This is a genomic window from Pseudomonas sp. NPDC078700 (genome assembly GCF_044542375.1).
Classification (GTDB): Bacteria; Pseudomonadota; Gammaproteobacteria; order Pseudomonadales; family Pseudomonadaceae; genus Aquipseudomonas.
Genome location: NZ_JBITUI010000003.1, coordinates 392,971 through 414,356, shown reverse-complemented (window position 1 = coordinate 414,356; position 21,386 = coordinate 392,971). Strand labels below are relative to the sequence as shown.

Annotated in this window: 20 protein-coding genes; 12 read left to right on the top strand and 8 right to left on the bottom strand. The window is 53.7% G+C overall.

Annotated elements, in window-relative coordinates; genetic code table 11:
• The first annotated feature begins 212 nt into the window (after positions 1–212).
• The 5 genes from ACIGCM_RS12270 to ACIGCM_RS12250 all read left to right on the top strand — a co-directional run bounded on the left by ACIGCM_RS12270 (position 213) and on the right by ACIGCM_RS12250 (position 6,836).
• Positions 213–890 carry a dual specificity protein phosphatase family protein gene (locus ACIGCM_RS12270; RefSeq protein WP_397502335.1) on the top strand — a complete coding sequence of 226 codons (678 nt, stop codon included), beginning with the start codon at positions 213–215 and terminating at the stop codon, positions 888–890.
• 388 nt (positions 891–1,278) lie between these two features.
• The gene (locus ACIGCM_RS12265) at positions 1,279–1,731 is read left to right on the top strand and encodes a (2Fe-2S)-binding protein (RefSeq protein WP_397502334.1); all 453 of its coding nucleotides are present in this window, start codon (positions 1,279–1,281) and stop codon (positions 1,729–1,731) included.
• Positions 1,732–1,745: 14 nt separating this feature from the next.
• A complete protein-coding gene (locus ACIGCM_RS12260; RefSeq protein ID WP_397502333.1) occupies positions 1,746–3,926 on the top strand; it encodes a molybdopterin cofactor-binding domain-containing protein in 2,181 nt (726 codons plus the stop codon).
• A gap of 10 nt (positions 3,927–3,936) precedes the next feature.
• Complete coding sequence (locus ACIGCM_RS12255; RefSeq protein ID WP_397502332.1) at positions 3,937–5,172, top strand: c-type cytochrome; 1,236 nt, start codon at positions 3,937–3,939, stop codon at positions 5,170–5,172.
• A 164-nt stretch (positions 5,173–5,336) separates the two neighbouring features.
• A complete protein-coding gene (locus tag ACIGCM_RS12250; protein WP_397502331.1) occupies positions 5,337–6,836 on the top strand; it encodes a flavin-containing monooxygenase in 1,500 nt (499 codons plus the stop codon).
• A 15-nt stretch (positions 6,837–6,851) separates the two neighbouring features.
• On the opposite strand, the gene ACIGCM_RS12245 is transcribed toward ACIGCM_RS12250, so the two are convergent.
• Positions 6,852–7,406: a UPF0149 family protein gene (locus ACIGCM_RS12245; RefSeq protein ID WP_397502330.1), complete on the bottom strand. Its 555-nt coding sequence runs from the start codon at positions 7,404–7,406 to the stop codon at positions 6,852–6,854.
• Between the two features lie 359 nt (positions 7,407–7,765).
• Between ACIGCM_RS12245 and ACIGCM_RS12240 the strand changes: the two genes are divergently transcribed.
• The 3 genes from ACIGCM_RS12240 (at position 7,766) to ACIGCM_RS12230 (ending at position 9,287) form a co-directional block, all read left to right on the top strand.
• Positions 7,766–8,434 carry a TIGR04211 family SH3 domain-containing protein gene (locus tag ACIGCM_RS12240; protein WP_397502329.1) on the top strand — a complete coding sequence of 223 codons (669 nt, stop codon included), beginning with the start codon at positions 7,766–7,768 and terminating at the stop codon, positions 8,432–8,434.
• A gap of 233 nt (positions 8,435–8,667) precedes the next feature.
• The gene (locus tag ACIGCM_RS12235; RefSeq protein ID WP_397502328.1) at positions 8,668–8,907 is read left to right on the top strand and encodes a type II toxin-antitoxin system Phd/YefM family antitoxin; all 240 of its coding nucleotides are present in this window, start codon (positions 8,668–8,670) and stop codon (positions 8,905–8,907) included.
• Positions 8,904–9,287, top strand: a complete 384-nt coding sequence (locus ACIGCM_RS12230; RefSeq protein WP_397502327.1) for a type II toxin-antitoxin system VapC family toxin — start codon at positions 8,904–8,906, stop codon at positions 9,285–9,287. The genes ACIGCM_RS12235 and ACIGCM_RS12230 overlap by 4 nt, the downstream gene beginning before the upstream one ends.
• A 34-nt stretch (positions 9,288–9,321) precedes the next feature.
• Here the strand turns inward: ACIGCM_RS12230 and ACIGCM_RS12225 are convergent, their stop codons facing one another.
• Positions 9,322–9,783 carry a nuclear transport factor 2 family protein gene (locus tag ACIGCM_RS12225; RefSeq protein WP_397502326.1) on the bottom strand — a complete coding sequence of 154 codons (462 nt, stop codon included), beginning with the start codon at positions 9,781–9,783 and terminating at the stop codon, positions 9,322–9,324.
• A 22-nt stretch (positions 9,784–9,805) separates the two neighbouring features.
• Entirely contained in the window at positions 9,806–11,359 is a 1,554-nt protein-coding gene (gene norR, locus ACIGCM_RS12220; protein ID WP_397502726.1) for a nitric oxide reductase transcriptional regulator NorR, read from the bottom strand.
• A gap of 179 nt (positions 11,360–11,538) precedes the next feature.
• On the opposite strand from norR, the gene hmpA reads away from it, so the two are divergent.
• Together hmpA and ACIGCM_RS12210 are read left to right on the top strand one after the other, a co-directional pair.
• A complete protein-coding gene (gene hmpA, locus ACIGCM_RS12215; protein WP_397502325.1) occupies positions 11,539–12,717 on the top strand; it encodes an NO-inducible flavohemoprotein in 1,179 nt (392 codons plus the stop codon).
• Positions 12,718–12,770: 53 nt separating this feature from the next.
• On the top strand, positions 12,771–13,832 hold the full coding sequence (locus tag ACIGCM_RS12210; protein ID WP_397502324.1) for an NAD(P)H-dependent flavin oxidoreductase: 1,062 nt from the start codon (positions 12,771–12,773) through the stop codon (positions 13,830–13,832).
• Positions 13,833–13,942: 110 nt separating this feature from the next.
• Here the strand turns inward: ACIGCM_RS12210 and ACIGCM_RS12205 are convergent, their stop codons facing one another.
• Entirely contained in the window at positions 13,943–14,821 is an 879-nt protein-coding gene (locus tag ACIGCM_RS12205; RefSeq protein WP_397502323.1) for a YihY/virulence factor BrkB family protein, read from the bottom strand.
• A gap of 102 nt (positions 14,822–14,923) precedes the next feature.
• Positions 14,924–16,090 (bottom strand): cell division protein ZapE, encoded by a 1,167-nt coding sequence (gene zapE, locus ACIGCM_RS12200; protein WP_397502322.1) that lies wholly within the window; start codon positions 16,088–16,090, stop codon positions 14,924–14,926.
• A gap of 187 nt (positions 16,091–16,277) precedes the next feature.
• Between zapE and ACIGCM_RS12195 the strand changes: the two genes are divergently transcribed.
• Both ACIGCM_RS12195 and ACIGCM_RS12190 read left to right on the top strand, forming a co-directional pair.
• On the top strand, positions 16,278–17,849 hold the full coding sequence (locus ACIGCM_RS12195; protein WP_397502321.1) for a gamma-glutamyltransferase family protein: 1,572 nt from the start codon (positions 16,278–16,280) through the stop codon (positions 17,847–17,849).
• Positions 17,850–17,942: 93 nt separating this feature from the next.
• Entirely contained in the window at positions 17,943–18,638 is a 696-nt protein-coding gene (locus tag ACIGCM_RS12190; protein WP_397502725.1) for a GntR family transcriptional regulator, read from the top strand.
• Between the two features lie 71 nt (positions 18,639–18,709).
• Here the strand turns inward: ACIGCM_RS12190 and ACIGCM_RS12185 are convergent, their stop codons facing one another.
• The 3 genes from ACIGCM_RS12185 to ACIGCM_RS12175 form a co-directional block, all read right to left on the bottom strand.
• A complete protein-coding gene (locus ACIGCM_RS12185; protein WP_397502320.1) occupies positions 18,710–19,387 on the bottom strand; it encodes a type 1 glutamine amidotransferase domain-containing protein in 678 nt (225 codons plus the stop codon).
• A 42-nt stretch (positions 19,388–19,429) separates the two neighbouring features.
• Positions 19,430–20,467, bottom strand: coding sequence for an NADP-dependent oxidoreductase (locus ACIGCM_RS12180; RefSeq protein ID WP_397502319.1), 1,038 nt, complete (start codon positions 20,465–20,467; stop codon positions 19,430–19,432).
• A 319-nt stretch (positions 20,468–20,786) separates the two neighbouring features.
• On the bottom strand, positions 20,787–21,371 hold the full coding sequence (locus tag ACIGCM_RS12175; protein ID WP_397502318.1) for a TetR/AcrR family transcriptional regulator: 585 nt from the start codon (positions 21,369–21,371) through the stop codon (positions 20,787–20,789).
• Positions 21,372–21,386 lie beyond the last annotated feature (15 nt).

The window sequence follows — 21,386 nt, the reverse complement described above, 5'->3', positions numbered from 1 at the left end:
TCACTGGGTCCCTTGACTGATTGGTTATGCGGATCAAGTTGATGCTCAGACTACTCAGCTTAGCCCATGTGTTCCCTTATCCATTGGTATCGACTACTAACCTAGACCACCTTTGTTGCTTATCGTTACTTATGGCGTTTTCTTCACATCCATTTCATGCGGTTTTCACATGTGAGGTAGTACCGTTGTGCTTCTGATTCTAGGAGCCATTCATGTCATTACTTTCCCGCAAAATCATTCTTGGTGTCGCTGCGGTCGGCATAGCCGCTGCTGCTTATGCCAATGTTGATTTGCGTGGGGTAGGGGGCATCAATGCCAGCTCCATCGCGGCGCAGCATCAGCAGCAGTGGGCCTCGCCAGTGGACAAAGGTTTTAATCTGTATCGGATGACACCCTGGCTGTATCGCAGTGCATTGCCGGATGGCAACGATGTTGCGACCCTTAAGGCGGCCAATGTCAGAACTGTGGTCAGTTTTATTAAAGATGATGACAAGCAGTGGATAGGCAATGCACAGATGAGTACCGTCAGTATTCCTTTGCATGCTGACCGGGTCACCGATGCCGATGTCATTCGTGTATTGCATGTGCTTGAAGATGCGCAGAAAAATGGCTCAGTGTTGATTCATTGCAAGCATGGTCGCGACCGCACCGGCTTGATGGCGGCGATGTATCGCATGGTTATCCAAGGCTGGAGCAAAACCGAGGCATTGAACGAGATGCGCAGCGGCGGCTATGGCGACCCGCAAAACATGGAAGATGCTTTAGCTTATGTGCTGCAGGCTGATCCGCTGAAAATCCGCACCGCCTATCGTGCTGGTAAATGCAGTACAACGATCCTCTCGACCTGTTATGCAAAAGCCTGGGTGCAAAGCTTGCTGGCATCTCGGTAGCCGTCCAGTTTCAGTCGCTTCTTGCCCACCCCTTGCATGCTGCGTGTTTTTCTCCCGTAGCAGGGCGCATTAAAATCCAGTCTCTATTTGACCTTAAGCGCGCGTCGAAATTGTCTTTCACTTTTTCGGGCGAAGCATCAGCGGTCATTTGTGCGTTTATGAGTGAAATTTATAGACGACTGGTCTAATATGTAGAAGGCCTTTCTGGCTTACCTCCTTCCTCTCGCAATTGGCACTTCGACGCGTTGAACCTGTAATGTAGATCCAGTGCCTTTAATAGGTAAATGCCATTATTTTTTGTCTGACTTGTAACTAATTGCTGAGAAAGAAATCCAGTCTACTTAGCCTGAATAAATATGGGCACACATAAATTATCCGTGAGGTCGCTATGCACACACTTTTGGTCAATGGACGTGAACAACAGGTTGATGTGCCCGGCGATATGCCGCTGCTTTGGGTACTGCGTGATGTTTTGGGTATGACCGGCACTAAGTTCGGTTGTGGAATTGCACAGTGCGGCGTTTGCACTGTGCACCTTGATGGCAATGCAGTGCGGTCCTGTGTGCTGCCTATCAGTGCCGCTGTTGGTCATGAGATCAGCACGATTGAGGCTGTGGGCGAAACCGAAATGGGTAAAAAGGTTCAGGCTTCCTGGCTTGAGCATGAAGTGGTGCAGTGCGGTTATTGCCAGTCGGGTCAGGTGATGTCTGCAGTTGCTTTGCTTGAGAAACAACCGGGTGCAGATGACTCAGCGATTGATGCGGCCATGGCTGGAAATCTGTGTCGCTGTGCAACTTACACCCGTATTCGTGCTGCCATTAAAAGCATCAGCCAAGCCTAAGGAGAGGTTTATTCATGGAAAATCCAAGGTTTAAATCTTCTCGCCGACGCTTTTTGCAGGGCAGTACGCTTGCAATGGGAGGGCTGGTATTAAGTACGTGGTTACCGCCATTGGTTGCGCGCAGTGCGGCTGCTGACGCCGTGGCAGCAGGGCGTTTGGGTGAGCAAAGCCCCAAGGGTTATGGCGCTTTTGTACGGGTTGGGCACGATGGTCGGGTAACCGTAATTTCACCCAAAATTGAAATGGGTCAAGGTACCCATAGCGGCATCGCGATGATGGTGGCGGAAGAGCTTGAGGTCAGTCTTGATCAGGTTGACGTGGTTGATGCACCACCGAATGCTGAGCTTTATACCGACTCGCTGTTGCAGTTTCAGGCAACCGGTGGATCAACGTCGACACGTGTGACTTGGGAGCCATTGCGCCAAGCCGGTGCCACAGCACGAACCCTATTGATTCAAGCCGCTGCCCTGCGCTGGAAAGTAGCGCCGAGCCAGTGCCATGCCGAAAACGCAGCCGTCATTGGCCCCAATGGTTTACGTGCGGGCTACGGCGAGTTGGTTGATGCAGCAAGCGCGCTGCCGGTACCGAAAGATGTGGTGCTCAAACAACCAGAGCAGTTCAAGATCATTGGCAAACCATTGCAGCGAATCGATACGCCAAACAAGGTCAATGGCAAAGCCAAATTTACCATCGACCTGAATATTCCTGAGATGCAGATCGCCTCGACACTGACGTGCCCTGTGTATGGCGGCACCTTGCGCAGTGTTGATGACAGTGCCGCGCGCAAGGTGCAAGGCGTGCGTGACGTGGTCAAGCTGGATAACGCAGTTGCCGTCATCGCAAGTAACTACTGGGCCTGCCAGCAGGGGCTTAATGCGCTGAAAATCCAGTGGGATCTTGGCGCTAATGTCTCGATTAACTCGGCCGGGCTCGACCAGGCCCTGCAAGATGCCAGCAGTCGTGATGGCGTCATTGCGCACAAATCCGGTGATATCGCCGCAAGCTTGAAGTCTGCAAGCCATCAGTTTGAGGCGGTTTACGAGCAACCCTTCCTGTCACATTCACCGCTCGAGCCCATGACCTGTGTTGCCCACGTTCGGCCCGATGCTTGTGACCTTTGGGTCGGCACTCAAGTCCCGGTTTTTGCCCAGCAGACCGCTGCACAAATCACCGGTTTGGCCCCTGAAAAAATTACCATACACAACCAATTGATTGGCGGAGCCTTTGGTCGGCGCCTGGATTTTGATTTCATTACTCAGGCTGTGGCCATCGCCAAACAGGTCAGTTACCCGATCAAAATGATCTGGAGCCGCGAGGAGGACATGACCCATGACATGTATCGTCCTCACTATGTTGACCGCATGAATGCGGCCTTTGATGGTGACAAGCTGCTGGGCTGGCAGCACCGGATCGCAGGCGCATCAGTGTTGGCTCGTTACGCTGGCAGCCTGCCGCCAAACGGTGTGGATGCTGATGCGGTAGAAGTGGCGATAGAACCGCTATACGCCATGGACAGCTTGCAAGTTCACTACATCCGCGAAGAACCAAAGACTATTCCGGTTTCGTGGTGGCGTGGGGTGGGGCCGCTGCGCAGTACCTATGCGGTTGAAAGTTTTATTGATGAATTGGCCCACAACGCCAAAGCTGACCCGGTTGAGTATCGCCTTAAGCTGATGAAAGACCAGCCCCGCGCGCAAGCAGTGCTGAAAATGCTCGCTGAAAAAGCCGACTGGAAAACGCCACTGCCTGCCGGTCAGGGCAGGGGGTTAGCGGTGAGTGCGGTATTCGGTAGCTATGTTGCAACCTTGGTAGAGCTGGAGATGCAGGGCGACAAAGGCGTGCGCATCAAACGCCTGGTCAGTGTTGTCGATTGCGGCCTGGTAACTAACCCGACGTCGGTTATGGCACAAATTGAAGGGGGCACATTGTTTGGTTTGTCCGCAGCCTTCTTCAACGAGATTTTGCTTGAGCAAGGTCAGGTCCAGCAAACCAATTTCCATAACTATCGCCAGTTACGTATCAGTGAAGCGCCGGGCGTTGAAGTGCATCTAATGCCAAGCCTCGAAATGCCTGGCGGTGTAGGTGAGGCAGGAACTGCGCTAATCGCCCCGGCATTGGTCAACGCACTGCATGCGGCGTCTGGTACGCGTCAACGACGTTTGCCATTGACCCGTGCTGGCTACTTCATTGTTTAGGGATGAACGTATGAGCTATTTCAAAAACACCCTGGTGCTTTTAGGTTTGTCCGTAATAACAGGCACCGCAGGTGCTGCGACAGCCAGTACAGACGCTCTGATCGCAAAGGGCGAGTACCTGACCAAAGCGGCTGATTGCGTTGCCTGCCATACCACTAAACAAGGCAAAGCCTTTGCCGGTGGCGTCGAGTTCGAGCTGCCATTCGGTTCGTTGTTTTCTCCGAATATTACACCTGACGTCGATACCGGGATTGGTGCCTGGACTGATGACGATTTTGTCAGCGCCATGCAAGAAGGTGTGGGCCGTGACGGCAAGCATTACTACCCGGCGTTTCCCTACACCTCGTACACTTTGATGCCTAAAGATGAAATTCTGGCGATTAAGGCGTATTTGTTCAGTTTGGCCCCGGTCAAACAAGCCCCGATTGAAAACAGCTTGTCGTTCCCGTTCAACCAACGCTGGGGTATGTTCTTCTGGAATGCGTTATTTCTTGATAACCAGCGTTATGCACCCGATAGCACGCGATCTGTCGAGTGGAACCGTGGTGCCTATCTGGTGCAGGGGCCAGGCCATTGTGGTGAGTGCCACACGCCACGCACTCTGTTCCAGTCGCTCGATTCAGATCAACAATTAGCGGGTGCGCCGATTCAAGGTTGGCAGGCTTACAACATTAGCAGTGATCCGGTGCATGGTATTGGCGCGTGGTCAACCGACGACCTGACTCAGTACATGGCCAAGGGGTATGCCTCAGGCTACGGTTTTGCGGGTGGCCCCATGGCTGATGTGGTCAAGCACAGCTTGAGCCAATTGACTCCGGAAGACCAAAAAGCCATTGCGGTGTACCTGAAAAGCACTCCAGCCCAAACCACCGGTGTTGCACGTGCAGTCACCGATGATCTGAGTGTCAGGGCGGTGGTTGCCAATGATCTGGGCAGTAAGATTTTCGCCGAGGCTTGTGCCGCCTGCCACCGTTGGGACGGTGAGGGTAATCAGAGTCCAGCCGCTAAATTAGCGGGGCTGAAAACCGTTAATGATCCAAGCGCTGCAAATCTGCTGGGCGTCCTGCTCAACGGCCATATGAACCCGGGCGCCCCCGTCGACCGCCGAATGCCGAACTTTGCCACAGGCTATAACGACCAAGAGCTTGCTGCTGTCAGTAGCTTCGTACTTAAGCAGTTTGGCCAGAGCGGTGCGGTGGTTACACCTGAGGCCGTGGCTGAGCGGCGTAAGGTCAAAAGCCACTGATCAATACGGCTTATTGAAGGTACTCGCGCAACCCAGGCAATCGCCGAGCTTCTATTTCAGAGGCTCGGCGTTTTTTTTGGTGGTGATGATTGCAAATTTAAACCAAGCACCTGCTTGGTGCTATTGTTTGGGTTCCTCAAGTGTTCAGTGCGAGAACAAAAACAATGGCTCATGAACATCATTCAGTTGTGATTATTGGTGCAGGTTTGTCCGGTATCGGTATGGCCTGCCATCTTTCGCGTCAGTGCCCGGGCAAAGGCTTCAGCATTATTGAACGGCGCGACAACTTGGGCGGCACCTGGGACCTGTTTCGCTATCCGGGTATTCGCTCCGATTCGGACATGTTCAGCTTTGGTTACCAGTTCCGTCCTTGGAATGAACTCAAAGTGCTGGCCGACGGCCCCTCCATATGTCAGTACATTAGCGAAACCGCTGAGCAATACGGCATCTCGCAACACATCCAGTTTGGCTATGAAGTCACCGCGGCTGACTGGTCCAGCGCTGAGCAGTGCTGGATGTTAACAGTGCAAGCCAACGCCACTGGCCAGATACGCACTGTCAGCTGTGATTTCTTGATCTCCTGCACTGGTTATTACAACCACCGCAGCGGCTACTTACCGGATTTTCCGGGTATTGAGCAGTTCAATGGTCAATGTATTCATCCGCAACACTGGCCTGAGGACCTCGATTACCGAGGCAAGAACATCGTGGTGATTGGCAGTGGTGCAACCGCTGTAACGCTGGTGCCAGCAATGGCCGAGGAGGCCGGGCATATCACCATGCTGCAACGTTCCCCCTCGTATATTTTTTCGGTGCCGGGGCGGGATCAGTTGAGTGCTTTGCTGCGGCGGTTTCTCCCTGAGTCATGGGTCTACAAGCTGGCACGCAAGCGCAATATCGCCGTGCAGCGCTGGATGTTCAAGGCCGCCAAGCGCTGGCCAAATAAAGTCCGCAACATATTGCTCAAGGGTGTGCGTAAACAACTGCCGGATGACTTTGATATGCGTCATTTCAGCCCAGCCTACAAACCATGGGATGAGCGCTTGTGCGCGGTGCCTGACGGCGATTTATTTCGCGCAATCAGCCATGGCAAAGCGTCCATAGTGACGGATCAAATTGACACCTTTAACCCGCAGGGGATTCGCCTCAAGTCGGGCCAGCAACTCGATGCCGACATCATCATTACCGCTACCGGTCTGCAATTGCAGGTGCTTGGCGGGCTGACGCTAAGCCTCGACGGCAAGCCGTGCTTGATCAATCAACAACTCACCTACAAAGGTGTGATGATGGAGGGTGTGCCGAATATGGGATGGATCTTCGGATACACCAATGCATCCTGGACGCTTAAGGCTGATATTGCCGCCGGTTACCTTTGTCGTCTGCTCAACCACATGGATGAGCAGCAACAAAAAACTGTGGTCGCGCGCGACACTGAAGGGTGCGCGGTGGATGAGTCGATCATGGGGGCACTGCAATCAGGTTATGTGCAGCGTGCCAATGAAGTCCTTCCGCGCCAGGGTTCAAAGTTGCCGTGGCGGTTACTCAATGACTATGCCCGCGATTCAACCATGCTGCTTGAAGAGCCGGTTGCTGATCCCTACCTGCAGTTTGCTCCAGCCAAAGCGGTGCGCACTGAGGGGGTGGTTGAGACGCAACTTAGTTGAACCGCTCTGGGTTGCCTAGCGCTGGGTGACCCAGTAGTCGTGAAGCGCCAGCGCTGCAGGTTTAATCGCTGCAACATTTTGCTGATGCAGGTCGATATCAAGGTCAGCCGGCAGCTCGAAATTGTCTTGCTCAGCGCACAGCGAGAGGGTTTGGAAGGTTGCCGTCAGGGGAGCGGGCAGTTCTGTCCAGTTGGCCAGCGAAACACCGCGCAGGTAACCAAAACACCATTCTTCGGCGAGCGTCAGCGGCTGGCCTTGATGCTCGGTTTGCTCAAGGCGAGGCTCGAACGCCAGGGGATTGGTCGCCAGTTGGCTGGCTAATGTATTCATATGACGCACGCTCAATTCGATAAACTGCTTGGCCTCCTCAGGGCTGCTCCAGTCTGGGTTTTGCCCGTCCCAGATCGCTGGGAACCAATCACTGATTTCCACTTGCGCAGGGCCAGAAACCAGTGCTGTGAAATAGCCATCAAGTTCAGAACAGTTGAGTACGCAATTATCATTGCCGTACTGGAGCAGAGCAGCCTCAAGAAAGTCGAACTCAGTGGCGTTTAGAGGTTGGTCTTGCATGGCAGATTCCTTCAGTAATGGATAGCTACAGCGTTAATGGCTGCATTGAAAATAGGCGCTTAGGATGGCGTTCTTAGCGGGTTTTATCCAGTCTTGGCAGCGGCTAAATGTCGACCTGTTGAGCTGTTGTTTCAAAGCCCTCGGCAAATCCATAGCGCCATCTATCCCTTTGCAGTGAACTCATTCTAGTGAGCTGCTGTCTGTGTTCTGTCGGCCCGCCGGGTGGATGATGTTGGAGTAAGGGACTGCTCGGCCGCTCATACCATCACCCGCGCGTATTTCTGCATTTTACTTGGCCGATCTTATTTGCGTGCCCGTTTGCCGGGTTTCTTTTGATTGCCATGTGAAGATATTGCCCCATGTCCTTATTTAGCCACTCTCTTGTTCGTGCTTTTCCATCTAAGCGCAATACGCTCAGCGCCTGTGTTCTCGGTGGTTTGCTTGTCGCTGGCGCATCTGTGCAGGCCGAAGAAGCTGCTACCAATTCTCGCTGGGTAAGCGATAGCCTTAACACCTATGTGCGTAGCGGCCCCACCGATGGCTACCGCATCGTCGGCACATTGGCTTCCGGGCAGAAACTTGAATTGCTGAAAACCCAAGGCGACTACAGTCAAGTGCGTAGCGAAAATGGCGACAGCGTGTGGATTCCAAGTCGCGATCTGCAGGATGTACCGGGCCAAGCTGAACGTCTGCCCCAATTGGAGCAAAAGGCTGCTGAGCTGACGTCTGAGTTGGCGGGTATCGACGACACCTGGAAAAACCGTGTGCAGGGCATGCAGGAAACCATGGATGCGCGTAAAAAGCTGATCGACGAGTTACAAACGGCGCGTACCACGCAAGACACAGCGTTAAGCCAAGCACGTTCCGAGCTGCGCGAAGCCAAAGCCCAGCTCGGCAATGAGCAGCAGCAAGTTTTGATGCGCTATATGGTGTACGGCGGTGGTATTGCCGGCGCGGGACTGTTTGCGGGTTTGGTCTTGCCGTCATTACTGCGTGTGCGTCGCAAGCGTAATGATCAGTGGTTCTAATCGCTGTGGTCTAGTTTGAGGCGCGGCGATGTTTGCCACCCGCAGAGCATTGCGGAGGGCGTCAGCTACAGGGTGGTTGAGAGAGGCTCGACCCCTCCGTAGCGCTAAGACGGTGTGAGTCTGTTCACTCCCGTACAACCATCTACCGGTTGCTTTTTCATCGTGACGCTTTGCTCTTCAGCCGCCTTGATTTCTCGACTAAACTAACCGAGTTAGTTCATTGGGGAGTAATCATGAGTCTTCAAGTCGTTAACATTCATGACGCTAAGACCAACTTGTCTAAGTTAATCGAGCAAGCGAGTAAGGGCGAAGCCTTTATCATCGCTAAAGCTGGCAAACCAATGGTCAGAGTGGAGTCGGTTAAACCGAAGTCTCGTCTAGGCGCGCTTCGCGGTATCTGCAAGGTGCCTGATGATTTCAACACTTTGATGGCTGACGAAATTGAAACGCTGTTCAATGGGTGTACTGAGTGAGGCTCTTACTTGACACTCACCTACTGATTTGGGCGATGGTTGAGCCTGAGAGACTGCCAGCTTTGGCGGTGAGTATGATTGAGAATCAGGACAACGAAATCTTCTTCAGTGCTGCAAGTATTTGGGAATTGGCAATCAAGCAGAGTGCTAAGTCGGGCTTTGACCTCGACCCTAGTCTATTTCGTCGTGAAATGCTGGAAGTGGGTTATCAGGAACTCCCCATCAACGGCCAGCACAGCGCTGCTGTAACTAGCTTGCCAAAAATTCATGGAGACCCGTTCGACCGTATTCTTGTTGCCCAAGCCAACGTCGAGGGTATGGAGTTACTGACCCGTGATTCGAAGGTCGCGGCGTATCCCGGGCCAATAAAGGGACTGTAACAAACAGGCCTAAGTCCTTCTCGTTTATTTTGCCTCAACCTTTACGCGAACCCCCATGCAATTCGCGGTTACCCCAGCTGCGTAGCAAGCGCTGGGTGATGCTGGCGATTTTTAATCGGCCGTCCTCTTCCCGTAAGACAAACTCGTAAGCCCCGCATGAGTGGTAAAAGTCTTCGCTGTTTTCGCTCACATGATCAGCAAAGCGCAGGATTAGGTACTTGCACCGAGCCTCAATGCCCTCAGCAGTTTTCGACAGCAACAGATTAGAAAAACTGTGGTGCTTATTGAGGCTGTCTACTGCATTTTTGCGGCGCTGCACGAACTCATGGTTGGTCATCAGGCTGGGCTGCTCGCGTCCAGATGAGGCGTAGTCAATATGCACCTGCGGTGCGAGGCAGTCGGTCATCAATTGCCAGTCGCGGGCATCGAATGCCAAAAAGAACTGACTCAACAGTTGATTGATGGCCATAAATTCGAGTGGGTTTGGTGTCTGCATCAGTCATGCTCCTGAGTATTTTTTAGCGAAGCCCTAAACGCTTGGCCAGTCGATTGAGGTTGGCGCGATCGACCCCCAGTTCACGGGCCACTTCTGACCATCGACCTTGGTGGCGAGTCAGTGCTTCGCTGATTAAGCCGCTTTGATAGATATCAATCGACTCTTTCAAATCCCGCCCGCGAACAACTGAGGCGTCGCTCTGTGGGGCGGTGGTCATCTTGTTCTGGGTTTGTGCATCCAGTCCCAAGGCATTTTCATCGATAGTTAACACGCGCGGTCGTTCAGGCTTGGCCTGCATAGCTTTTAGGGCTGCCCGACTGACCAGATGCTCAAGCTCGCGCACATTGCCGGGCCAGTCGTAGGCGAGTAATGCGTGTTGGCTGTCGCTGCTTAAACGCAAGCTGCGCAAGCCGAGACGTGCGCGGTTTTGTTCGAGAAAATAGCCCGCAAGCAGCAAGATATCGCGGCCGCGTTCGCGCAGCGCAGGCACGTGCAGCGGGTAAACACTGAGGCGATGATACAGGTCAGCGCGGAAGCGTCCGTTGCGCACTTCGTCTGCAAGGTCGCGATTGGTTGCAGTGATCAGCCGTACGTCCACATGGTGCTCGCGATCGGAACCGACCCGCTGCAACTGGCCGCTCTGTAAGACGCGCAATAACTTGGCCTGCATGGCCAGTGGTAACTCACCCACTTCATCCAGAAATAGGGTGCCGCCATCCGCCAGGTCAAACTTGCCGCTGCGCTCATTCATGGCCCCGGAGAATGCCCCTTTGACGTGGCCAAACAACTCGCTCTCGGCCAGTGTTTCCGGCAGCGCGGCGCAGTTAAGGCGAATCAGGGGTTTGCCCGCACGTGGCGATTGTTGGTGGATCGCCTCGGCAACCAGTTCTTTGCCGACCCCGGTCTCGCCGGTAATCAACACGCTCAAGGCACTGTTGGCAACGACTTCGATTTCTTTGCGCAATTGGCGCTGGCTGTTGCTTTGGCCGATCAACTCCTTGTTTTGATGACCGTCGGCTGCACGTTTGTAGATCTCGGCCAGTTGTCGCTGATCTTCAGCATTACGCGCCAGTAGATTGATCCGTTCGCTGGCCATTACCGTCGCAGCGGCGAGACTGGCGAATGCCTCCAGATTACTCAAGTCAACGCTGCCAAAACGGGAGGGGTCCAGTGAATCCAGGGTAATCAGTCCCCATAGTTGCTCTTGCACATAGAGCGGGCAACCCAGGCAATCGTGAACCTCAAGGTGCACGCCGTGGTTTTCAACCAAGCCGTCATAGGGGTCAGGCAGTTCGCAGTCCGTTGCAAAACGGGTTGGACCGTTGTTCTCCAGCAACACTTTCAAACGTGGGTGCTCATCCACTTTAAAGCGCCTGCCTAATGTGTCTGTGCTCAAGCCGTTGACGGCCAAAGGCACCAGCACCGGCCCCTCCAGTTTGAGCAGTGCCACAGCATCGCACGGCAGCAATTGGCGCAGTGCCTGAAGCAGGCGGCGGTAACGCTCATCGTCTGGCAGGTCGCGGGTGAGGTCCGCCATCAGCGGTATCAGCGCCAATAATAAAGGATTAGTCAAAATGACTCCTTTTGTCTTTATGACTACAAATATCTAGAGTCACAAAGACTATTTATTTTATAAGCTGTTGAGTTTAAAGGTTAATTTATTTGGCATGGAAAATGATTGCCTATCAGCGAACAACAGTATCACGCGGCTTTACTACCGACTAGTTTGCTGACCTTGCTAAAGGAAATACCAGAATGACCCCCGAACAGCGTGCAATCGTAAAATCAACCGTGCCATTGCTTGAAACCGGTGGCGAAGCGCTCACCCGGCATTTTTACGCGATGATGTTTTCTGAGTACCCGCAAGTTCGCGCTCTGTTCAATCAAACGCATCAGGCCAGTGGTGATCAGCAGCGTGCATTAGCCAATGGCGTGTTGATGTATGCCAAGCACATTGATCGCCTTGAGGCGTTAGGCCCTCTTGTTGGTCAGATAGTCAGCAAGCACGTGTCTTTGAATATCTTGCCGGAACACTACCCAATCGTAGGTACTTGTTTGCTGCGGGCCATTCGTGAGGTGCTGGGTGAAGAAGTTGCCACTGATGAAGTGATTGACGCCTGGGCACAGGCCTACGGCCAACTGGCGGATATTTTGATCGGTGCCGAAGAGCAGGCTTACAGCAGCAATGAGCATGCAGCAGGCGGCTGGCGTGGGCGTCGTCGCTTCAAAGTTGCGCGCAAAGTCATTGAGAGTGAAGAGATTACTTCGTTTTACTTGAGCCCAGTCGACGGCAAACCGGTTCTTGCTCATCAGCCGGGTCAGTACATCTGTGTGGTGCTGACTATAAATGGTGAGGAAGTACGGCGTAACTACTCATTGTCAGCACTGAGCAACGGTGAAACCTACCGCATCAGTGTCAAGCGCGAGCCAGAGGGCAAAGTGTCCAATCACTTGCATGACAACCTCTCTGAAGGTGCTGAAATCGAGCTATTTGCCCCAGCCGGAGACTTTGTTTTACGTGAGTCGAATAAGCCTCTGGCACTGATAACCGCAGGGGTGGGTATCACGCCTGCGCTGACCATGCTTGATGCGGCCAAAGTCAGTGGTCGGCCGGTTCACTTTATTCACTGTGCACGTAATGGTGCGGTGCATGCATTTAAAGATTGGGTTGAAACACAAGCTGCAGCGCATCCTCAGTTGCAGCGGTTTTTCTGTTACAGCGAGCCCGCAGCGGAGGATCAGAGCGATGCCCAAGGCTATCTAAGTCGCGAGCAGTTGGCGCAGTGGCTGCCCGAGAACCTGGATCTGGACGCCTACTTTCTAGGGCCAAAACCTTTTATGGCGCAGGTTAAAAAGCACTTGAGCGATTTGGGCGTGCCGAGCGATCAGTGCCATTATGAGTTTTTTGGTCCGGCCAGCGCGCTTGAAGCCTGACCGGCACTTCCACCAAAACCAATGTGGCATCTGCAGGAATACAAGGGGACACAATGACAGCTCTGACCCAGCGTTTAGGCATCGAGCATCCGATTATTCAGGCACCTATGGCGGGCACTTCAACTGCGCAGTTGGCTGCGCAGGTCAGCAACTCGGGTGGCTTGGGCTCAATTGCTATAGCGGCGGTTGATGCCAGCACCGGGCAAAAAATGATCGCTGAGACCCGTGCGCTGACTTCGCGACCCTTTAATGTGAATGTGTTCTGCCACCAGCCGAGTACACCGAACGCGGCGATTGAGCAGGCCTGGATTGAGCACTTGCAGCCTTACTTCGCTGAGTTTGCTGTACCTGCTCCGGCCGCGTTGAAAGACATTTACAGCAACTTTTGCAACAACAATGAACAGCTCGACGTGTTGCTGGCTGAGCGTCCCGCCGTGGTGAGTTTCCACCTGGGCTTACCGCCACAATCTCGCATTGATGCACTTAAAGCAGCGGGTATTACCTTATTTGCATCGGCGACAACCCTTGAAGAGGGCCTAAGGGTGCAGGAGGCTGGCATCGATGTAATCGTTGCTCAGGGTATTGAGGCGGGTGGACACCGTGGTGTTTTCAATCCAGAGCAAGATCAGGCGATTGGGACAACGGCTTTGGTGCGCTTATTGGCCACTCACACTCGGCTGCCAGTGGTTGCGGCAGGGGGCATTATGGATGGTGCGGGTATCGCCTCGGTTATGGCCCTTGGTGCCAGTGCAGCGCAATTGGGGACAGCCTTTGTGTTGTGTCCGGAAAGCGCTGCGAACGCCGGCTACCGAAGCATGCTCGGCAGTGATCGCGCGCATACCACGCAAGTGACCACGGTGATTTCCGGGCGTCCGGCGCGGGGCATGGTCAATCGCTTTATGCGGGAAGTGGGTGCCCCAGGGCATCCACCCGTGCCCGGTTTTGGTATCGGTTACGACGCGGGTAAGCAGTTGATCGCGGCCGCAGCGGCAGCGGGTAATCTGGAGTTCGCCGCCTATTGGGCGGGGCAGGGTGCAGCACTGGCGAGGGCACTCCCAGCAGCTGAACTATTTAAGTTGCTGGTAGAGGAGTATCAGGCAGCGCTTGTCCACTAAAGCCACAGCGACGCGCAGTGCGTGAGCGGCCTGGATGATCAGCCTCCAAAGAGGCTGTCGTCCAGAGCAGAGTGTTAAAGCGTTAGCGGGCAGTTCAAGGCTGCAACGTCTCAGTCGGGGTCAATCTGCTTTTCGCCCGGGTCTTTGCCTTCTTCGACGCTGTGTTCAATGACCGCATTCAACTCGGCACCAAACAGCAGCACTGCGGAGGATATGTACAGGTACAGCAACAGAACGATGATTGCGCCAATGCTGCCGTAGGTGGCGTTGTAGTCGGCAAAGTTCTGAGCGTAATAACTAAACCCCAATGACGCGGTTATCCAGACGATAACCGCAAGGATAGAGCCGGGCGTGATGAACCGGAATTCTTGTTCGACATCGGGGGCCACGTAATAAACCACGGATACCACCAACATCAACATGGCAATTGCAACGGGCCAGCGCAGGATTGCCCAGAGTGTGACCACGATTTGCTCGATCCCCAACTGTTGTGCAATCCAGTTGAATGCTTGAGGTCCCAACACCATCAAGCCTGCTGCGCCGAGCAAGGTAATGGCGATAGCGATGGTGTAAATGAATGACAGTGGAAAGCGCTTCCAGGCTGGACGGCCTTCTTTGACACCATAAGCCCGGTTGGTCGCAACCATGACCGAGCGAACTGCTGATGACGCTGTCCAGAGTGCAATCACAATAGCGACCGAAAACAACCCTGCTTTTTTTGATTGCAGTTGATCAATGGCTGGATTCACCAAGTCATATGCAGCGCTTGGCATTACCAGCGCTGCTTGTTGGCGCAGCCAATCAAAAAACGGCTGTATATCGAGTACGCCAATGATTGCGACTAAAAACAGCAGGAAGGGAAACAGAGAGAAAAAAAGCTGAAACGCCAATGCAGAGGCATAGGTGGGCAACTCGTCATCGACGAAATCGACAACGGTTTTCTTGATGATTTTGTGTAACTTGAGACCGGTCAAATCCGGAAAAAGCATGCTGTTTCCTTACTGCGTGCGTGTGGTTAACCCATCAAAAAATCAAGGTGTAGCCTAGTTTGAGCGCTACCGATCAATAACAGTTCCCGGCCTTCTGTAGGGTCAAGCTTCGCTGGTCTCTAGTGTGCCCGTCTTTGCCGGTGCTTCACCGCTGAAGCGTTGCAACTGCATCTCTTGCAAGCGACTGAGGGTACGGCGAAAGGCAAACTCTAGATAACCTTCGGTATACAACTCGGTCAGCGGTACTGCCGCTTCAAGATATACCGGTATGCGCCGATCGTAGCACTCATCTATCAGGGCAATGAAGCGGCGCACACTGTCATCAAACACCGCCAGGCTTGGCAGCTCGCGGTCTCCAGCGTCAATGCGCTGTACCCCATCCTCCGTGCCGCGGGCGATCTTTGCGCTGCGTTGCTGGCCACTTAGACATGGCACATCGCTGATCAAAATCGCGCTGAATCGGTCGCAAAGCGCAATATAGTCTTCAGACCCCAGCGGTTCTACGCAGAGATTGGCGAACCGGCACCAAATAACACTGTCGGCACGGCGCACCAGTTTGATCTCGCGCTGATTCAGGGTAATCGCGTCAGCTGTGTTTGGCTGGCCCTTACTCAGCGTATTAAAGACGCTATGCAAGGCGCTGGGGCTGTCATTGGCGGTGAGCCAGTAACGCTGTACTTGCGTGCCCGGATGCAGGCGGTGGTCCTGGCCTCCATCTACATTCACCACCTGCATGCTCGCCTCGATAGCGGCGATTGCAGGGAGAAAGCGCTCACGATTAAAGCCGCCCTCATAAAGCTGGTCAGGCGGTTGATTTGAGGTGCAGACCATGACCACGCCTTCCTCGAACATGACTTGAAACAGCGTGCCGAGAATAATCGCGTCGCCAATATCATTGACGTAAAGCTCGTCAAAACACAGGACCCGGACTTCATCACGCAGCTCACAGGCCAGCGCTCGCAAAGGGTCCGCTGTGCCCGTCAACTGGAACATGCGCTGATGGACCCAGCGGATAAAGTGATGGAAGTGTTGACGTCGGGCGGGAACCTGCAGGCTCTTATGGAACTGATCCATCAACCATGTTTTACCGCGACCCACGGGGCCCCACAGATACACTCCGGTTGCTAGCGGCTTGTTCGTTGCATTGCAATGCAGCGCTTCATAACAGGCTTGCAGTTGTTGGGCGGCAAACAGTTGAGAGTTGTCCGGCTTGAAACCCAGTTCGTCGAGGGCATGCTGATAAGCGGCAAGAGGGGCGAGTTCGGTCATGGATACGCGTGTGCTCTAGAGTTTTACTCGACAATACAGCTTGGGCGATCGCGCAGGCGAGTATGGGTTGCACATAAACCCGATTGTAACGTGCTCAGCCATGAGGTGAAAAAGATTAGGGAACAGATATTGCTTACTTTGTTAGCAAAGTGCTTGTAGATAGCTAGCAAAGTCAGGAGTTGAATTCATGATAGCTGAGTCCCGAGGGGGTGTGATTTGTACCCCACACCCGGATGCGAGTGCCGCAGGCATGCAGATTCTAGAGGCAGGCGGTACTGCGATTGATGCCATGTTGGCTGCGAGTGCGATGCTGGCAGCGGTCTATCCACACATGACCGGCTTGGGTGGTGATGCGCTATGGATGATTCACGACAGCCGGGTTCGCACCATTATGGGTATCGGTCAGGCTGGGCAGCGGCTACCTCAGGGTGGAGTTATTACCTTGCGTGGCCCGGGTGCTGTGGCAACCACTGCTGGTGCAATGGCCAGTTGGAAGACTGCCCAGCAGATCAGCCAGCACGAATGGGGGTCAGGGATGCGCTGGGTTGACCTGCTCGGCGACGCGGCTGCAACCGCTCAGCGCGGTGTAGAAATATCCGAGTCGCAATTGTTCTGGCAAGAACGACGTAAAGGCATCATTGATGGGCTGCCTGACCTGCATTCGCTGTGCAAGCGTCAAGGCCGCTGGATGCAAGCGGGCGATATATTGCGTCAGCCTGAACTGGCCAATACGCTGTTGCAACTGTCTCATGCCGGGATCGATGATTTTTATCAGGGTGAGTTGGCTCAGGCATTTGCCCAGTCGTTCAATCAGTTGGGGTGCGGCTTAACCGCTGCAGATTTAGCTGCCACACAGGCTCCAGAAGTTGCGCCTATATCCATCCGCTATCGTCAGGGCCAGCTCTTCAATATTGCGCCTCCCTGCCAAGGGCTTTACACCCTTCAGGCCATGTCTGCGCTGCAGCATAAACCGCTTTACGAATATGCAAATGGTTCTGCACCTTACTATCACTGCCTGGTCGAGGCTATCAAGCAAGGCCTTCTGCGGCGCAATGCGCAGTTATGTGATCCACTTTCGACGGGCTGGGATTACAACGCCAGCTTGTCTGATTTGAGTGCCCGGCAATACGCCGCGCAAATTGATGATAGTAAAGCCGCTCCTTGGGCTGAGCCGGGACGCCCTGCCGATACGGTGTGGATGGCCGCAACGGATGAGCAGGGCCGTACAGCCTGTCTGATTCAGAGCTTGTTCCATGACTTCGGCTCGGGCTGCATCCTCGGTGATACGGGGGTGCTTTGGCAAAATCGGGCAGCGGGGTTTAGCGCCGATCCTGCACACGCAAATGCCTGGGGAGCAGGTAAGCGCCCGGCCCATACGCTTAATCCTTCTTGTTACTTGGCGGATGATGGGCGTCAATTGTTCTTTGGCACCCAAGGCGGTGATGGACAACCACAAACGCAGATGGTCCTGGCAACCCAATTGATCGACTTTGCGCAACCCATTGATAAAGCCTTGAGCATGCCCAGGTTTTTATTGGGCAGAAGCTTCTTTGATAGCACCGATAATCTAAAACTCGAGGCGAATATCGACAACGCCGTGGTCAATCAACTGGTCGCCTTGGGCCATGAGGTTGAAATTATTCCGGCAAGCAGTCCATTTACAGGTCAAGCCGGTGCAATCGCCATTGAGACAAATGGCAAGCGCTTTGCAATGCATGACCCACGGGGCCAAGGTGTGAGTTTGGCCCAGGCCGAATAGGCCTTGCATGCGCGTTCAGCATTTGCCGGGTTGTCGCCTGTGGCGGATAATATGAGTGTTTTGCAATCTAGCGACTGGGTGACCGAGGACAAGATGGGTTCGATGAGCGTCAGTGCTAAACAAGTTGAGGTTCAGCGCATTGTTGATGTGCTGTCAAAAGCGATTGCCCAGCACCGCTTAAGACCGGGTACACGCTTGGTTGAGGCGCAGATTGTCGAAACGCTGCACGCTAATCGCAACCATGTACAAGTGGCGATACAGCGCTTGGCGATGCTGCGTATTGTCACCATCGAGCCAAATCGCGGTGCCTTGGTTGCGCAGCCAACAGCAAAAGAGGCGCGTGAAGTATTTGCTGCGCGTCGGGCTATTGAGCGGGCGATAGTCGAGAGTATCAGCCCCCGGATGATGCAGGCGCATGCGCAGCGCGTGAGCACTCATTTAAGTAACGAGCGCTGCGCCACCAATGCAACTGATCGCCGTGCCATCGTGCGTGAACTTAGTGAGTTTCACCTGTTATTAGGTGAGCTCAGCGGCAACAGTGTGTTGAGTGAGATCCTGGCCAACTTGATGGTACGCAGCTCCCTTATTGTTGCGCTGTATCAGCGCAATGATGTGCCATCTTGCGCCTCCGACGAACACCAAGAGATTATTACGGCCTTGCAAGAGGGGGATAATGAAAAGGCTGCGCAGGTCATGCTTGAGCATCTGAACGAGCTTGAGGGGCAGTTGGCACTTGATGAGCAAGCACCTGAAGAAGTGAATTTACGTCAAGCCCTTGCCGGGCTTTAAGCCAGACGCAGATGGGCAAAAAGTAAACGCCCCGGCACGCTGAGTAAGCGATGTGACGGGACGTTCATAGCCTACTGAAGCAGTTTCAATACTGCTTCGGCTACAGCTTCCGATGATGCTGGATTCTGGCCGGTTATCAGATGCCCATCACCGACCACGTAGCTTTCCCAGTCGGCTGATTTTGAGTAAATACCGCCATTTGCCTGGATCATGTCCTCAACCAAGAAGGGCACAACATCAGTCAGTTGCACGGCAGCTTCTTCACTGTTACTAAAGCCGGTCAGGCTTTTACCGTTAATCAGTGGCTTGCCATCAACCCCTTTGGTATGACGGAAAATAGCCGGTGCATGGCAAACGGCACTGACCGGTTTACCAGCAGCATATAAGTCTTCGATCAGGGTAATTGAGGTTTTGTCTTCCGCCAAATCCCACAATGGGCCGTGGCCACCTGGATAGAACACCGCGTCATAGTCGGTGGCATTTACGCTTTCAAGTTTAACGGTAGTGGCCAAGGCCTTTTTCGCCGCTTCATCACCTGCAAAACGCTCGGTGGCCGCCGTTTGTGCATCGGGCTCATCACTTTTGGGGTCCAGAGGTGGTTGGCCGCCTTTGGGGGACGCGATTGTGATTGCGGCGCCAGCATCTTTGAACACGTAGTAAGGTGCGGCAAACTCTTCAAGCCAGAATCCGGTTTTTTTACCGGTATCACCCAGGCGGTCGTGGGACGTTAATACCATCAGAACTTTCATATAAACCTCATCGATAAGAGTGCAAATGCGCTATGCGCTGGATCAGTCCTCGTTACCCACTTGAATCACCAGTTTGCCGAAGTTCTTCCCTTGAAGTAGGCCGATAAAGGCTTCTGGCGCGTTCTCCAGACCTTCCACTATCTGCTCGCGATACTTGATCTTGCCGTCGGCGAGCCATTGGCTCATGTCGCGGGCAAATTCGTCATAACGGTGAGCGTAATCATCGAAAATGATGAAGCCTTGAATTTTTAGGCGTTTGGTCAGAATCGTCCGGGTGAGCAAGGTCATGCGGTCAGGCCCATCGGGCAGGGCTGTCATGTTGTATTGAGCAATCAACCCACAAACCGGAATCCGCGCTTGGGCATTGAGCAGCGGTAAAACAGCATCAAAGACCTTGCCGCCGACGTTTTCGTAATACACATCAACACCATTCGGGCAGGCGTTGGCCAGTTGTTCCGCAAAGTCGCTGGCATGGTGATCCAGGCAGGCGTCGAAACCCAGCGTCTCAACCGCATGCCGACATTTTTCCGCGCCGCCTGCGACACCAACTACACGGCATTGCTTAATTTTGCCGATCTGGCCAACGGTTGCGCCAACCGGCCCAGTTGCAGCTGCCACGACCAAGGTTTCACCGGCTTTCGGTTGACCAATATCGAGCAAGCCCATGTAAGCAGTAAAACCAGGCATGCCCATGATGCCCAAGGCATAAGCAGGGTGATTGGGGTTGCTGCCAAGGTTGGTCAGGCCAGTGCCATCGGACAATGAATAATCTTGCCATCCGCTATAAGACAACACCCAATCGCCGACCTTGAAGTCCGGGTTGTTTGAACTCACGACCCGGCAAACAGTGCCACCTACCATCAAACTGTCGACCTCAACTGGATCGGCGTAGGAGGCAGCGTCACTCATGCGTCCGCGCATATAGGGGTCGAGTGACAAGTAGACAGTGCGAAGTAGCAACTGATTGTGTTCAGGGGTGGGCAGTGGCTTTTCTTCAATTCGAAAGTTGTCGACGGTCGGTGCGCCATGCGGGCGAGAGGCGAGAACTACTTGGCGGTTAATACTCGTTGATTGCTGCATATCTGCATGACTCCTTTTGAGTGGGTTCAGGTACGACTTAACGCGTGGCTACTGAATGTATTAGTCGGGCTTTCAGCGCAATGGTTTCAATTTCAGCGGTGCCCGCTCAGCTTAGTCGTTCTTTATCATGAGTTTTATTAGACTGGTCGTCTAGTTATGGTTCAAATCAATTTACTTACGGCTGGAGGGCCAACAGGTGTTGCCTTTTGGCATCCGGGGAGGTGAAACCAGTGAGCACTGTGTGACGAAAGGAAGAGGTTTGGTCTGGAGTGGCATCGCTGGTTTTGGCGGATGATAACCCGCCTGACGGGCAGAGAGCTCAGGGCGCAAGCAGTTGCTGCGATACACGCATGGCTTGCTGCATCGGCTCACTGGTGCGGTGTAGCTTGCTCAACAGGCTTGCGCCCAGCCATAACTGGTAGAGCATTGCAGCATTGGTTTTGGCCTCAAGGCCTGGCAACGAACCGTCAGCGTTGGCGGTTTCAATGCAGTCCGCCAACCGGCCAATTATCTGGTCAGTGCCATCGCGCAGGGTGATACGCATAGGCTCTGAGAGGTCTGCAACCTCGGCACTTAGCTTCACAACAAGGCACTTGGCTTCACATTGCGAGCCACTGTAGCCGTTAAGCCATTGTTGCCAGTAACTCAACAGCCGCTCACGGCCGTTGACTAATTGATTGGCAAATCGCTCATCAAGTTGCGCGAGATAGTGCTTGAAGTAGTCTTCGAGCAGGGCTTGGCCGAATTGCTCTTTGGATTTGAAGTAATGGTAGAACGAGCCCTTGGGAATACCGGCCGTTTGCAGGATTTCATTGAGGCCAACACCCGAAAAGCCCTTACTCGACATGATCTGATGACCGGTGTCGAGTAGGTGCTGGCGAGTGTCGTCGTATTTAGGCTTCATGGGCCATAGCTTAAT